General features: G+C 64.3%; 13 protein-coding genes. 4 read left to right on the top strand and 9 right to left on the bottom strand.

Going from position 1 to position 13608, the window contains the following annotated elements:
- Positions 1 to 5: 5 nt before the first annotated feature.
- Positions 6 to 623, bottom strand: coding sequence for a glutathione S-transferase family protein (locus AC2FMD_RS13550; RefSeq protein ID WP_496795111.1), 618 nt, complete (start codon positions 621 to 623; stop codon positions 6 to 8).
- Positions 624 to 647: 24 nt separating this feature from the next.
- Positions 648 to 1298: a histidine phosphatase family protein gene (locus AC2FMD_RS13545; protein WP_496710810.1), complete on the bottom strand. Its 651-nt coding sequence runs from the start codon at positions 1296 to 1298 to the stop codon at positions 648 to 650.
- A 366-nt stretch (positions 1299 to 1664) separates the two neighbouring features.
- On the opposite strand from AC2FMD_RS13545, the gene gcvT reads away from it, so the two are divergent.
- The 3 genes from gcvT (at position 1665) to gcvP (ending at position 6145) form a co-directional block, all read left to right on the top strand.
- Positions 1665 to 2762 (top strand): glycine cleavage system aminomethyltransferase GcvT, encoded by a 1098-nt coding sequence (gcvT, locus tag AC2FMD_RS13540; protein ID WP_496742607.1) that lies wholly within the window; start codon positions 1665 to 1667, stop codon positions 2760 to 2762.
- A gap of 18 nt (positions 2763 to 2780) precedes the next feature.
- A complete protein-coding gene (gcvH, locus tag AC2FMD_RS13535) occupies positions 2781 to 3146 on the top strand; it encodes a glycine cleavage system protein GcvH (RefSeq protein ID WP_496680648.1) in 366 nt (121 codons plus the stop codon).
- Positions 3147 to 3289: 143 nt separating this feature from the next.
- Positions 3290 to 6145 (top strand): aminomethyl-transferring glycine dehydrogenase, encoded by a 2856-nt coding sequence (gene gcvP / locus AC2FMD_RS13530; protein ID WP_496795110.1) that lies wholly within the window; start codon positions 3290 to 3292, stop codon positions 6143 to 6145.
- A gap of 40 nt (positions 6146 to 6185) precedes the next feature.
- On the opposite strand, the gene AC2FMD_RS13525 is transcribed toward gcvP, so the two are convergent.
- Complete coding sequence (locus AC2FMD_RS13525; RefSeq protein ID WP_496680652.1) at positions 6186 to 7466, bottom strand: cytochrome-c peroxidase; 1281 nt, start codon at positions 7464 to 7466, stop codon at positions 6186 to 6188.
- Positions 7467 to 7472: 6 nt separating this feature from the next.
- On the opposite strand from AC2FMD_RS13525, the gene AC2FMD_RS13520 reads away from it, so the two are divergent.
- Complete coding sequence (locus AC2FMD_RS13520) at positions 7473 to 7943, top strand: tetratricopeptide repeat protein (protein ID WP_496680654.1); 471 nt, start codon at positions 7473 to 7475, stop codon at positions 7941 to 7943.
- Positions 7944 to 7983: 40 nt separating this feature from the next.
- On the opposite strand, the gene AC2FMD_RS13515 is transcribed toward AC2FMD_RS13520, so the two are convergent.
- From AC2FMD_RS13515 to AC2FMD_RS13490, 6 genes are read right to left on the bottom strand one after another with little or no spacing between them, the layout of a single operon-like run.
- On the bottom strand, positions 7984 to 9045 hold the full coding sequence (locus AC2FMD_RS13515; protein WP_496680656.1) for a TRAP transporter substrate-binding protein: 1062 nt from the start codon (positions 9043 to 9045) through the stop codon (positions 7984 to 7986).
- A 25-nt stretch (positions 9046 to 9070) separates the two neighbouring features.
- Entirely contained in the window at positions 9071 to 10360 is a 1290-nt protein-coding gene (locus tag AC2FMD_RS13510) for a TRAP transporter large permease (RefSeq protein ID WP_093964183.1), read from the bottom strand.
- Complete coding sequence (locus tag AC2FMD_RS13505) at positions 10361 to 10948, bottom strand: TRAP transporter small permease (protein ID WP_496680659.1); 588 nt, start codon at positions 10946 to 10948, stop codon at positions 10361 to 10363.
- A gap of 52 nt (positions 10949 to 11000) precedes the next feature.
- Positions 11001 to 11519 carry a flavin reductase family protein gene (locus tag AC2FMD_RS13500; protein ID WP_496680661.1) on the bottom strand — a complete coding sequence of 173 codons (519 nt, stop codon included), beginning with the start codon at positions 11517 to 11519 and terminating at the stop codon, positions 11001 to 11003.
- The gene (locus AC2FMD_RS13495; RefSeq protein WP_496680662.1) at positions 11516 to 12406 is read right to left on the bottom strand and encodes an aldo/keto reductase; all 891 of its coding nucleotides are present in this window, start codon (positions 12404 to 12406) and stop codon (positions 11516 to 11518) included. The genes AC2FMD_RS13500 and AC2FMD_RS13495 overlap by 4 nt, the downstream gene beginning before the upstream one ends.
- Entirely contained in the window at positions 12406 to 13560 is a 1155-nt protein-coding gene (locus AC2FMD_RS13490) for an LLM class flavin-dependent oxidoreductase (protein WP_496710803.1), read from the bottom strand. Before AC2FMD_RS13490 ends, AC2FMD_RS13495 begins: the two co-directional genes overlap by 1 nt.
- Positions 13561 to 13608: the final 48 nt, after the last annotated feature.

Genomic DNA, 13608 nt, shown 5'->3' with positions numbered 1-13608 from the left:
TCCTGTTATCCCAGCATCCCGGCGGCTCGAACCGCCCTGACGGATGCGCGTGCCTCCATCGCGTCGCGAAACGCGACGATCTTGGGAAAGGCCGAAACATCGACCCCATCCCCCTCGAGCCAGCTGCACACCACGTAAAGATACGGGTCGGCAAGGCTGAACCTTTCGCCCAGCACGAACGGGCCGCGCAGGCCGTTCGTCTCGACATACTTGCAGGATGCGGTCATGGTCTGGGCCACCTTGGCCGCCATGTCCTTCCAGCTGGAATTCCTGTCGGCCCAGCGGTGTCCACGCATCTTGTGCGCATGGTTCACATGCATGGTCGAGGCCAGGTAATACATCACCTCACGCATCCGCGCCGCCTGCAGCGGGTCGTCGGGGACAAGCCCGGCCTCGGGGGCCTTGGCGGCAATGAATTCCAGCAGGGCGCCGGTCTCGGTCAGAATGCCGCCCTCGACCACCAGCGCGGGCACGCGCCCCTTGGGGTTGATCTGCCTGTAGGCCGCCGTCGTCTGCTCGCCCGAAGCGAAATCCAGTCGGACCGGCTGATAGTCCAGCGCTGCCTCTTCCAAGGTGATGGCGGTCGCAACCGATATGGTGTTGGGCGCATAGTACAGCTGCATCGGCGGCTCCGTCGGGTTGGGCGGTTACAGATGCGTCTGGGCGAACTGCCGGTCGGGCGCTTCCAGATGCGGGACCGCGTTGAACAGAACGGGGCTCAGATCGGCCCCGATCGGGTGCAGACGATGCAACGACGTGTTCATGATGGCAAGGGCCACCCGCGCCATCGCCGGAATGTCCAGCCCCATCGCCTGCCGCACCACCATCGAGATCAACCCGCCCGAGGTCACCACGATGGCCGGCCCGTCCCCGGCGTGAATCTCTCGCAGGGCGTTCGAGACGCGGGTTTCGAACTGTTCGAAGGTTTCCGGCGCATCTTTGATATCGCCCCGCGCCCAGGCCTCGAAGGTCTGCGGCAGGTGCCGGACAAAGCCCTCGCGGTCGGTCGGGATCGCTACGCCGTGCTGTTCCTCGAACAGTTTGGCTAGGGTGAAATACTCGATTTCGTTCAGGCGCGGGTCACGGACCGGATCCGGCAAGCCCATGCTGGCCGCCGTTTCCAGGTGGCGGGTCAAGGTGCCGCAGAACACGCGCGGGTAATGCGCCCGCGTGTCTTGCAGATAGGCACCCAGCCACCGTGCCTGCTGATGGCCCAGCGGGCTGAGCTTGTCGTAGTTGACCTCATCGCGCGCGGCGGTGTTGGCCTGTCCGTGGCGAACCAATGTGATGTATGACATGTGCGTCCCTCTTGCTGCGAAGTCTTAGGGCAGGTTTCCGCAAGGGGCCAGAGGCGTTCGACCGGCAGGGCCGTAAATCTCGCGATCACGACACAGGCGGCCCGGATCAATTCGCGTGTTGCTTAACGGAAAAAAGTTTCCTATAGGAACATTGGCTGCCGTATGCGGCCGTATACCTCTTGTCTTGCATCGCGATTTGGGCCGCAATGACCGCCACCCGATTGACGCCACCGCTGATCCGGTCTCACCCGCAGGAATGGGGGTCATGCGTCGCGGTTATTGGGCTAGGATGGGGTCGAGTCGAGACCGCCTTCCCTTCCGGTGTGACACAGCCCCTGCGGTCTTATCCAAGGAAAGGTCATTGAAATGACAGACACGCTCCGCCGCACGCCGCTGCACGCTCTTCATGTCGAACTGGGTGGCAAGCTGGTTGACTTTGCAGGCTGGGAGATGCCTGTTCAGTATCCTTTGGGGATCATGGGCGAGCACAAGCAATGCCGCGAGAAGGCGGCGCTGTTTGACGTGAGCCACATGGGCCAGGTGATCCTGCGGGGTGAGAATGTGGGCGAGAAGCTCGAGGCATTGTGCCCGCAGGCTTTTGCGACACTGCCCGAAGGCAAGGCGCGCTATGGGTTCTTCACCAACGAAGACGGCGGGATCATGGACGACCTGATCGTGTCGAACGCGGGCGATCATTTCTTCGTGGTGGTGAACGCGGCGCTGCGCGATCAGGACATTCCGCACATGCGCGCGCATCTGGACGGGGTCGAGGTGATCGAGATCTTCGACCGCGCGCTGGTGGCGGTTCAGGGCCCGAAAGCCGAGGACGTGGTGGGCGCACTGTGCCCGGCCGCCCGCGATCTGAAGTTCATGGAAACCACCGTGGCCCCGATCAACGGCGTCGAATGCCGGATCTCGCGGCTGGGCTACACGGGCGAGGACGGCTACGAGATCTCGATCCCCGAGGACAAGGCGATCGAGATCACCCGCGCCCTGCTGGCGCATGAGGATTGCGAGCCGGCGGGCCTGGGCGCGCGCGACAGCCTGCGGCTGGAGGCGGGGCTGTGCCTTTACGGCAATGACATCGACCAGAGCACCTCGCCGATCGAGGCCAACCTGGCCTGGGCGATCCAGAAGCGGCGCAAGGAAGAGGGCGGCTTTCCCGGCGCGGCACGCATCCAGAAAGAGCTGGCCGCCGGCCCCACGCGCAAGCTGGTTGGGATCAAGCCCGACGGCCGCGCCCCGGCGCGACAGGGGGCCGAGGTGCAGGATCTTCAGGGCAACACGATCGGTCAGATCACCTCGGGCGGGTTCGGCCCGACGGTCGGCGGTCCGGTTGCGATGGGCTATGTCGCCGCTGGCCACTCCGAGCCGGGCGAACAGGTGAGCCTGATCATCCGGGGCAAGGCGCAGCCGGCGCGGATCGTGGCGCTGCCCTTCGTCAAACAGAATTACAAGCGTTGAAGTCAGGAGAGAGACATCATGGCAACCTATTATTCCGAAGAACATGAATGGCTGACGGTCGAGGGCGACACGGCCACGCTGGGCATCACCAAGCACGCGGCCGAGCAGCTGGGCGAGGTGGTCTTCGTCGAGCAGCAGGAGGTGGGTGAAGAGTTCGAGAAGGACGGCGAGATCGGGGTGATCGAATCCGTCAAGGCGGCCTCCGAGATCTATGCCCCGGTCGATGGCGAGATCCTCGAGGTGAACGAAGCGCTGGCCGACAACCCGGGCGCGCTGAACGAGGATCCCGAGGGCGAAGCGTGGATCTACAAGATCAAGATCACCGATGCCGCGCAGCTGGAAGATCTGATGGACGAGGCCGCCTACAAGACGTTCATCGGGTAAACCCGACCGGAGTCCCGGCATGGGGCTCCATCGTTTTTCATATACCGCCGAATTTGGGCTCCGCCCTTCATCTGGCAAGAAATATCCCCGTCGGAGGCTCCCGCAGTCTCCGCCGGGCCTGACCTATCCATGGGAGCGCTGCAATGGCCTTCAAACTGACCGACTACGAAGCCTATGACTTTGCCAATCGCCGCCATATCGGTCCCAGCCCGACCGAGATGCGCGACATGCTCAAGGTAATCGGCTTCAAGACGCTGGACGACCTGATCGATGCCACCGTCCCCCCGGCGATCCGGCAGAAAGACCCGCTGGACTGGGGTCCGGCGATGACGGAACGCGACGCGCTCTATCACATGAAAAAAGTGGCGGGTAAGAACAAGGTTCTGACCTCGCTGATCGGTCAGGGCTATTACGGCACCACCACGCCTGCGCCGATCCTGCGCAACATCCTGGAAAACCCGGCCTGGTACACCGCTTATACGCCCTATCAGCCCGAGATCAGCCAGGGCCGGCTCGAGGCGCTGTTGAACTTCCAGACCATGGTCAGCGACCTGACCGGGCTGGACGTGGCCAACGCCTCGCTGTTGGACGAGGCGACCGCAGCGGCCGAGGCGATGGCGATGGCCAAGCGCGGCGGCCGGTCCAAGGCCAACAACGCGGCCTTCTTCGTTGACCGCAACTGCCACCCGCAGACCATCGCGGTGATCAAGACCCGGGCCGAGCCCCTGGGCATCGACGTCAAGGTAGCCGATCCCGACGAACTGGATCCCGGCGCGGTCTTTGGCGCGATCTTCCAGTATCCGGGCACCTATGGCCACGTGCGCGACTTCACCAAGGAGATTGCGGCGCTGCATGAACACAACGCGATCGCCATCGTCGCCGCCGACATCCTGTCGCTGGCGCTGCTGAAATCCCCGGGCGAAATGGGCGCCGATATCGCCGTGGGCTCGACCCAGCGCTTCGGCGTGCCGATGGGCTATGGCGGCCCGCACGCCGCCTACATGGCCACCACCGACAAACTCAAGCGCGCGATGCCGGGCCGGATCATCGGCGTCAGCATCGATAGCCGCGGCAACAAGGCCTATCGCCTGGCGCTGCAGACCCGCGAACAGCACATCCGCCGCGAGAAGGCCAATTCGAACGTCTGCACCGCGCAGGCGCTGCTGGCGGTGATCGCCTCGATGTATGCCGTGTACCACGGCCCCGACGGAATCAAGGCGATCGCGCAGTCGGTACACCGCAAGACCTCGCGCCTCGCGGCCGGGCTGGAAGAGCACGGCTTCAAGGTCGAACCCGAGGTGTTCTTCGACACCATCACCGTCGAGGTCGGCCCGCTGCAGAAGACCGTCATGGAGGCGGCCGTGGCGCGCGGCGTCAACCTCCGTAAGGTTGGCGAGACCCGCGTCGGCATCAGCCTCGACGAACAGACCCGGTCCGAGACGATCGAGGCCGTCTGGGGTGCCTTTGGCATCGACAAGAAGGACGACAGCTCGAACAAGCAGTACCGCCTGCCGGACTATGCGCTGCGCGAGACGCCCTACCTGACCCACCCGATCTTTCACAAGAACCGGGCCGAGGCCGAGATGACCCGCTACATGCGCCGTCTGGCCGACCGCGACCTGGCGCTGGACCGGGCGATGATCCCGCTGGGCAGCTGCACCATGAAGCTGAACGCGACGATCGAGATGATCCCGGTCACTTGGCCCGAGTTCGCCAATATGCACCCGTTCGTTCCGGAAGATCAGGCGCAGGGCTATCACGAGATGATCGCCGATCTGAACGACAAGCTGTGCCAGATCACCGGCTATGACGCGATCAGCCAGCAGCCCAATTCGGGCGCGCAGGGCGAATATGCGGGCCTGCTGACGATCCGCAACTATCACATCGCCAACGGGCAGGGGCATCGCAATGTCTGCCTGATCCCGACCTCGGCGCATGGCACCAACCCGGCCTCGGCACAGATGGTCGGCTGGCAGGTGGTGCCGGTGAAGGCGGACGCGAAGGGCAACATCGATCTGACCGACTTCCGCGAGAAGGCCGAGAAGCACTCGGACAACCTGGCAGCCTGCATGATCACCTATCCTTCGACCCACGGCGTGTTCGAGGAAACCGTGCAGGAGGTCTGCCAGATCACCCATGACCACGGCGGGCAGGTCTATATCGACGGGGCCAACATGAACGCCATGGTGGGCCTGTCGCGCCCCGGCGACATCGGCGGCGACGTCAGCCACCTGAACCTGCACAAGACCTTCTGCATCCCGCATGGCGGGGGCGGCCCCGGCATGGGCCCGATCGGCGTCAAGGCGCATCTGGAGCCCTACCTGCCGGGCCACCCGGAATACGGCACCGCCGTGGGGCCGGTCTCGGCGGCGCCCTTCGGCTCGCCCTCGATCCTGCCGGTCAGCTGGGCCTATGTGCTGCTGATGGGCGGCGCGGGTCTGACCCAGGCGACCAAGGTTGCGATCCTGAACGCCAACTACATCGCCGCGCGTCTGCAGGAGGCCTATCCGATCCTTTACACCTCCGAGTCCGGCCGGGTGGCGCATGAATGCATCCTCGACACCCGCCCCCTGGCCGAGGCCGGCAACATCACTGTCGATGACGTGGCCAAGCGCCTGATCGACAGCGGCTTCCACGCGCCGACCATGTCCTGGCCGGTGGCCGGCACGCTGATGGTCGAACCGACGGAATCGGAACCCAAGGACGAGCTGGACCGCTTCTGCGACGCCATGCTGTCGATCCGCGCCGAGGCGCAGGATGTGATCGACGGCAAGATCGACCCCGAGAACAACCCGCTGAAGAACGCCCCCCACACGGTGCGCGACCTGGTGGGCGAGTGGGACCGACCCTACACCCGCGAACAGGCCTGCTTCCCGCCGGGTTCCATGGGCGTCGACAAATACTGGTCGCCCGTCAACCGCGTCGACAACGCGTACGGAGACCGGAACCTCGTCTGCACATGCCCGCCCATGGAAGCGTACGAGGAAGCCGCCGAATAAAAAAACCTGAAACCCCCGCCCGATCCGGCGGGGGTTTTTCCTAGGGCTTGAAGTCCGCGGGCACGCCAAAGGGCGGCGCGTCCACGCTCATCCCGGTCAGGGCGTGCAGGAACACCACCAGTTGCGCGATCTCATCGTCGCTCAGAGCAACTGGCGTGATGTCGACCTTGGCGCGTTGGCGCGCCATCTCGAACCGGTCCTGCCAGACGATGAAATCGGTCTGTTCCAGCCACGGCGCCTTGGGCAGCGCGGCCTGATCGGTTGTCCAGCGCGACAGGCTGGTTGCCGGGTTCAGGTGATGGCGGATGATCCCTTCGAGGTCGGGAAAGGCGCCGTTGTGGCCATAGGGTGCGGTCAGCGCCACGTTGCGCAGCATGGGCGTGCGGAACCGGTAGGCGTCCTCCAGCCGGTCGCTTTCGCCCATGCGGCCCACGTCGCGGGCATAGGCGTCCCATTGCCGGGTGCGGCCCGGGCCGAATGGCGGCAGGGCCAGCGCGTGGAATTTCTGATCCGACAGCAGCGGCCCCGAATGGCAGGTGGCGCACCGCGCCTTGCCGTAGAACAGCCGCATCCCGGCCTTCTGATCGGGGGTCAGGGCGGTCTCGTCTCCGGCCAGGTACTGGTCGAACGGGCTGTCGGTGCTGCGCCATTCGATGGCCATGAAAGCGGCCAGAGCGTTGGCGACATGGGTGATGGTTATGTCCTCGGTGCTGTCCACGTCGTCAAAGGCGGCCACCATCGCCGGGCCGTATTTGGGGTCGGTCCGCACCCGCTTGGCCAGAATCGGCCAGCCCTTGTCGATCCGGTCATGCACGGCGCCGGTGACCTCGTTCTCGGCCACGTTCCCGGCCATTTCGAACTGAGCGGTCAGCGGAAACAGCGCCTGCGCGGCCAGCAGCGAGTTCAGCCCTTCGGGCAGCCATTCCTGCGCGGGCGAGTTGAACCCGTTGCCATAGACGTCCGACAGGCTGAGCCGCCCGTCATGGAACATCGTGTGGATGTCGCGCGCGCCCAAGTTCCATAGGCCCGGCGCGTTGCGCGGGATGCGTTTGCGGATGCGGTCCGCCCCGGTGCCGGGTGTGCGGTCGGGGCCAAGACCCTCGCCGCCCTCGCCGATGCCCAGCGACAGGCCGTCGGAGGTGCCGAAATCGGGGTGGTGGCAATGGGCGCAGCTGATGTTGCGGTTGCCCGACAGGATCGGGTCATAAAATAGCTGGTGACCGATCGCGGCCTGTTCCCTATCAAAGAACAGAAAGTCGTCATCGGTCAGTGGCGCGGGCAGGTCCTGCGCCCAGGCCGCCCCGCAAAACAGGAGACCCACCGCACCATGCGCCAGCTTGTGCTTGCCCTTTGTCTTGCCGCCACGCCCGTTTGGGCCGAACTGGAACAGGCCCGCGACCTGATGGAGGCGGGCAAGTTTGCCGCCGCGCGCGAACAGCTTCTGCCGGCGGCCCGGTCGGGCAACGCCGAGGCCGAGGAGCTGATCGGCGTGATGTACGGCCTTGGCCTTGGGGTTAAGCAGGACTACGAGCGCGCGTTCGAATGGTATCTGCGTGCCTCGATGAAGGGGCATCCGGGCGCGCAATCGGGTGTCGGATGGTATTACGAGCTGGGTCTGGGCCTGCCCGCGCCTGATCTGGTGCGGGCCTACATGTGGTATACGCTCAGCGCCATCGGCGGCGACCCCGATGCGGCGATCAGCCTGGAAGAGGTGGTCAAAAAGATGACGCCCGAACAGATCGAAAAGGCCCATGTGCTGGTCAATGACTACAAGGGGTGGATGTACCCCTTTCGGTAAGGGCGGGCCGGGATGACGCGTCATCCCGGCCCGAACTGTATCAGTTCAGGTCGGCGGCGCGTTCCGCGTTGATCTCGGCCTCGGCCTCGGCCACGGCCGCGGTCAGCGCGGCATAGATCTCGTCCCCGCGCGCGACGTTCTGCTGGAACCAGTCATAGACCGGGGTCGCGGCCTGCTTGAACGCCTCTTTTTCTTCGGGGGTCGGCACGTACAGGTCGCCGCCACCGGCCACGAAATCCTCGTAGGCCTGGATCGACTTGCGCTTGGGCGATGCAAAGGTGGCCTGCTGCAGCGCATAGAACCCATCGACGACGACACGGCGCAGATCTTCCGGCATTTCCTGGAACTTGGCGTTGTTCATCCACCACAGCGCGCCCATATAGGCGTGCCCGTCCAGCGTGACATATTGCAGGCCGGCATCGGGGAATTTCATGCCCATGATGTCGGTGATGCCGTTCTTCGAGCCGTCGACCACACCGGTCTGGAAGCTGGTGAACAGTTCCGGCCACGGGATAGGGGTGGGCGAGGCGCCCAGGGCCTTGACCAGTTCCTGCGGCAGGTCTGCGACCACGGTGCGGATCTTCAGCCCGTCCATGTCGGACGGCTGGGTCACGCGGCGCTTGGTGTTGGCGAAGTTGCGCCAGCCGCCGGTGTTGCCGATGGTCATCAGGCGGATCGCGCCGCCCGAATCTTCCAGCGCCATTTCGCGCATCTTGCGGGTGAAATCACCCGACAGTACTCGCTCGGCGATGCGGTCGTCGGCCATCAGATAGGGCAGGTCCAGAACCTGCACGTAAGGGAAGATGCCCGAGGCCCCGCCCGAGGTCGAGATGTAGATGTCGATGGTGCCGTCGGCCACGCCCTGCAGGCATTCGGCGCCGTTCGAGCACAGCTGCGTGCCGATGAACAGTTCGACCTCGATCGCGCCGTTCGAGGCGTTCTCGACGAAGTTCTTGAACACGACCAAGCCGTCATAGTCCTCGTCGTTTTCGTTCGAGTTGGCAGTAGCGCGCAGCGTGTAGTCGGCCGCCGAGGCCGCCAGCGCCGAGGCCGCCACCAGCGACGTGGCCAGTGCTGCGGTTTTGAAGAATGTTCTGAGCATGCGTTTCCTCCCTGTGGTACTCAGTCTAGTTTGCAAATCCCGTCAAACGCGGAATCGTCATGGATATTGCGGGGACATAGGTGATCAGGAAGATCACTGCGATTTCGACGGCCAGGAACGGCAGGATCGCCTTGGCGATGGTTTCTACCCGTTCGCGTGACACGGCGGCGGCCACGAACAGCACCAGCCCCATGGGCGGCGTGGCCAGGCCAACGGTCAGGTTGACGCTCATGATGATGGCGAAATGGATCGGGTCGACCCCCAGGCTGGTGAAGATCGGGCCCAGGATCGGACCCAAGATGATGATCGCCGGGCCTGCATCCAGGAACATGCCCACGACGAACAGCAGCAGGTTGATCAGGAACAGCAGGATCAGCGGGTTTTCCGACAGTCCGAGGATCAGCGCGGCCAGTTGCTCGGGCGCGTGGCTGAGGCTGACCACGGTCTTGAACGCCATCGCCGCCCCCACCAGCAGCAGCACCACGGCCGAGGTCATGCCCGCATTGCTGAGGACTTCGGGCACCTCTTTCAAGGTCAGCGTGCGCAGCACGAAAAACCCGATGATGAAGGCATAACCCACGGCAACGGCGGCGGCCTCGGTCGGGGTGAAGATGCCGCCCAGGATGCCGCCCAGGATGATCACCGGCGTCATCAGCGGGAAAAACGCCTTGAGGCTGGCCTGACCGCGCTCGGGCCAGGTGTATTTGCGGCTGGCCACCGGGAAATCATAGCGGTTCGCCATGACCTTGATCATCAGCATCAGGCCGATGCCCACCATGACGCCCGGCACGATGCCGGCCAGAAACAGGGCCGCGACGCTTTCGCCCATGACATAGGCATAGATGATCATGATCCCCGAGGGCGGGATGATCGGTCCGATGACCGAACTGGCTGCGGTGATCGCTGCGGCAAACTTGCGGGTATAGCCCTGCTTCTCCATCGCCGGGATCAGCATCGATCCTAGCGCCGAGGTGTCGGCCACCGCAGAGCCCGACAGCCCCGCGAACAGGATCGAGCTGAGCACATTCACATGCGCCAGCCCGCCGCGCAAGTGCCCCATCAGGGCCTGGCTGAACTCGACCAGACGGATGGTGATGCCGCCGCGGTTCATCAGCTCTCCGGCCAGCATGAAGAAGGGGATGGCCATCAACGGAAAGCTGTCCATCCCGTTGTAGACGTTGCGATACAGCAGTGTGATGTCGTTGGTCTGGCCGTTCAGCCACAGCAGCAGGCCGGGCGCGGCCAGCAGCGCGAAAAAGACCGGCAGGCCGATCAGCAGAAACACCAGAAAGACGGGCAGGAACCAGACCAGCATCTATTCGGCCCCCACGGCGGCTTCGGGGATCTCGGGCAGCAGGTCACCGCCGCCAAGCATGGTGATGATCGAGCGCAGGATCAGTTCGATGTTGACCGACAGCAGCAGGATCACACCCACCAGAAGGGATGCCATCATCCAGCTGCGCGGGATCCGGTACCATTCGTCAAAGCCAAACGAGGTGGGCAGGTACAGCGCGGCGGTGGCGAAACGCCCGCCAAAGCCCGTGACCTCGGACCAGCCGATGCGCACGGCGACCACCAGAACCGTCAGGCTGAGCAGCAGCAGAAACAGGTTCAGCAACTGGCCGGGTACGCGGGGCAGAAAGCGGACCAGCATGTCGATGGCCACGAACCCGCCGCGCCGAAAGGCGGTGGGTGCCATCAGGCCGGTCATCCACAACATGCAGAACCGCGCCGCCTCGTCGGGCCAGGGCAGGGCGTTGCCCAGAACGTATCGGAAGAACACCTGAATCAGGATCGCGATCACCATGAGGGCGATCGCAACGACGCCAACCGCGCGGCCCAGACGCAGCGCGGTTTCGTTCACGAATGCAATCGGCGCAAGCACCGATGTCAATCCGCCCATGCGGATCCTCCCTGTTCAGGCCGCGGGTTTGGCCCGCGACCGTGTCCCGCGCTTATTGGTGCGCGAATTGGCCGAGCTTGCCGGCGTAAAAGGTCAGCGCGTCTCCGTCCGCCATGCTGGCCCGCAAGACCTTGCCCACCACGATAACGTGATCGCCCGCATCGTGATACGCATGTTGTTCACATTCGAACCGCGCCAGGCATCCGCGCAGCAGCGGCGTACCGTTTTCGCAGCGGTCGTGGTCGATGTCACGCAGGGCAAAGGCGTCTTTCGAGCAGCCAAAGCACAGCTCGGCCTGGTCGGCCGACAGCACGTGAATGCTGAAATGCCGGGCCGCGCGGAAATAGGGGAACCGGCGCGAATTCCGGTCTCCGGCCCACATCACCAAAGGCGGGTCCAGCGACAGCGAGGAAAAGCTGTTGGCCGTGATGCAGACCGGCCCGTCGGGGCTGTCGCAGGTCACGACGGTGACGCCGGTGGCGAACCGGCCGAAAGCGTCCCGCAGGGTGCGGGTGTCGTCCTTGTGCGGAATGAAGGTGCGCGCCATGTCGTTCGAAAATGCGTTCATCATGGTACCTCATGCCCCAGCGCCGCCTCGTAGAGGCGGAACCAGGCTTCACGATCCAGATTGACTTTCAGGGCGTCCGAGATGCGCTTGATGCGGTCCAGGCTGTTGGTGCCCAGAACCGGCAGGATGCCGGCCGGATGGGCCAGCAGGAAGGCCACGGCCACCGCGGCACGGTCGACGCCGAACTGCGCGCCGATCTCATCCGCGACGACGCCAACCGGAGGATTGCCCGCCATCAGCGCTCCGCCGCCCAGCGGCGACCACGCCATCACCGGGTGGCCGTGCTGCTGGTGAAACGCCAGATCGCCATTGGTGAACGGGGCGATCGCGCCCAGAGAAATCTCGATCTGGTTGGTCGCCAGCGGGGTCTTCATGGCCGATTGCAGCAGCTGCCAGTCCCAGGGGCGGAAATTCGACACGCCCACCGCGCGGACCTTGCCGCTAGCCACGACCTCATCCAGCGCAGCGCCGGTTTCATGGTGGTCCATGAACGGGTCGGGGCGGTGGATCAGCAGCAGGTCGATATGGTCGATCGCCATTTCCCGCAGCGAGGTGTCGACCGATTTCAGGATGTGCGCGCGCGAGGTGTCATAGTATTTCACCTTGGCATCCGCATAGCGCCCGCAGGGGGCGACGATGTCGCATTTGGTGACGATCTCCATCCGATCCCGCAGGCCGGGATTGGCGCGCAGGGCGCTGCCCAGAATCGCCTCGGCGCCATAGTCGCCATAGATGTCGGCCTGATCGAAACTGGTGATGCCCTGATCCAGACAGGCGTGGATCTTGGCCGCCACATGCGCGGCCGAGGTATCGCTGTCATCGCCCAGCCGCCACATGCCATAGACGAGGCGGCTCAGCTCCAGGGTGTCAGAAAGCTTGATACGTTGCATCAACGACGAACTCCGTTGCCCAGCGGCGTCGCCGGGGTGTCAGCAGGGACCCTTCCATAGGCTTCGGGAAGGGAGCAGGTTTTCAGATGTGGCATCACACGGGTGCCGAAATGGCGGGCCTCGTCCATATGCGGATAGCCCGAGAAGATGAAGGCGCGGATGCCCATCTTCTGATACTCTTCGATCTTCGACAGCACCTGGTCTGTCGACCCCACCAGCGCCGCGCCGCAGCCTGACCGCGCCCGGCCGACGCCCGTCCACAGGCCCGGCTCGACATAGCCGTATTTGTCCGCCAGCTCGCGGTTCCTGGCCTGATGCGAAACACCCAATGAGGTGGCGTCCAGCGCCCGTTCGCGGATTGCGCGGCCGTATTCGTCATCCAGTTTCGACACGATATAATCGGCATATTCCTTGGCCTCGGCCTCGGTGTCGCGCACGATCATGTGTACCCGCAGGCCATAGTCCAGCGTGCGGCCATATTCGTCGGCCACCGCGTGTACGGCCTTCATCCGCTCGGCCAGCTGGTCCTTGGTTTCGGGCCACATCAGATAGACGTCGCAATGCTGGCCGCAAAGCTTCAGCGCATCGGGCGAATAGCCCCCGAAATACAGCAGCGGCCCGCCGATCTGATAGGGTTTGGCCGGATCGGTCGTCAGGCCCGAGAAATTGTAGACCTGACCCTGATAGTTGATCTCATCCTGCGTCCAGGCCTGTTTCAAAATCTCGACCACCTCGCGCGAGCGCTGGTAGCGATAGCTGCTCTCGGCCTTTTCGCCCGGAAAATCCGACGAGATGATGTTGACCGTCAGCCGCCCCTTCAGCATGTGATCCAGCGTCGCGATCGTGCGTGCCAGCATGATCGGCTGCATCTCGCCGCAGCGCACGGCGGCCAAAAGGTTGATCTTTTCTGTGATCGGGGCGCAGCCGGCCACGAAACTCAGCGTGTCCTGCCCCACCTGATACGAGGACGGGCACAGGATGTTGCGGAAGCCCTGCGCCTCGGCCTCTTTCACGATGCCCGAGCAATGTTCCCAGCTGGAGCGCAGATCGCCGTCGGGCACACCGAGAAACTGATAATCGTCCGAGCACAGCGCCGCGAACCACGAAACCTCGGCCGCATCCAGATCGGGGGATGTGATGGGGACGATCGTCATCTGATTCTCTCTCCTGCCGGGCTCAACTTTTCTCTTGCGTAGCAACCA

The organism is Ruegeria sp. BHSC276 (assembly GCF_059612945.1).
Note: the sequence above shows the minus strand (reverse complement) of the source record. Positions and strands in the feature narration are given on the sequence as shown.

Bases quoted from the DNA above. Each gene is read 5' to 3' on its own strand.
- gcvH (WP_496680648.1), top strand. From the start codon at position 2,781: ATGGCAACCTATTATTCCGAAGAACATGAATGGCTGACGGTCGAGGGC.
- AC2FMD_RS13490 (WP_496710803.1), bottom strand. From the start codon at position 13,560: ATGACGATCGTCCCCATCACATCCCCCGATCTGGATGCGGCCGAGGTT.
- AC2FMD_RS13505 (WP_496680659.1), bottom strand. From the start codon at position 10,948: ATGGGCGGATTGACATCGGTGCTTGCGCCGATTGCATTCGTGAACGAA.
- gcvT (WP_496742607.1), top strand. From the start codon at position 1,665: ATGACAGACACGCTCCGCCGCACGCCGCTGCACGCTCTTCATGTCGAA.
- AC2FMD_RS13500 (WP_496680661.1), bottom strand. From the start codon at position 11,519: ATGATGAACGCATTTTCGAACGACATGGCGCGCACCTTCATTCCGCAC.
- AC2FMD_RS13545 (WP_496710810.1), bottom strand. From the start codon at position 1,298: ATGTCATACATCACATTGGTTCGCCACGGACAGGCCAACACCGCCGCG.
- AC2FMD_RS13510 (WP_093964183.1), bottom strand. From the start codon at position 10,360: ATGCTGGTCTGGTTCCTGCCCGTCTTTCTGGTGTTTCTGCTGATCGGC.
- AC2FMD_RS13515 (WP_496680656.1), bottom strand. From the start codon at position 9,045: ATGCTCAGAACATTCTTCAAAACCGCAGCACTGGCCACGTCGCTGGTG.
- AC2FMD_RS13495 (WP_496680662.1), bottom strand. From the start codon at position 12,406: ATGCAACGTATCAAGCTTTCTGACACCCTGGAGCTGAGCCGCCTCGTC.
- gcvP (WP_496795110.1), top strand. From the start codon at position 3,290: ATGGCCTTCAAACTGACCGACTACGAAGCCTATGACTTTGCCAATCGC.
- AC2FMD_RS13520 (WP_496680654.1), top strand. From the start codon at position 7,473: ATGCGCCAGCTTGTGCTTGCCCTTTGTCTTGCCGCCACGCCCGTTTGG.
- AC2FMD_RS13550 (WP_496795111.1), bottom strand. From the start codon at position 623: ATGCAGCTGTACTATGCGCCCAACACCATATCGGTTGCGACCGCCATC.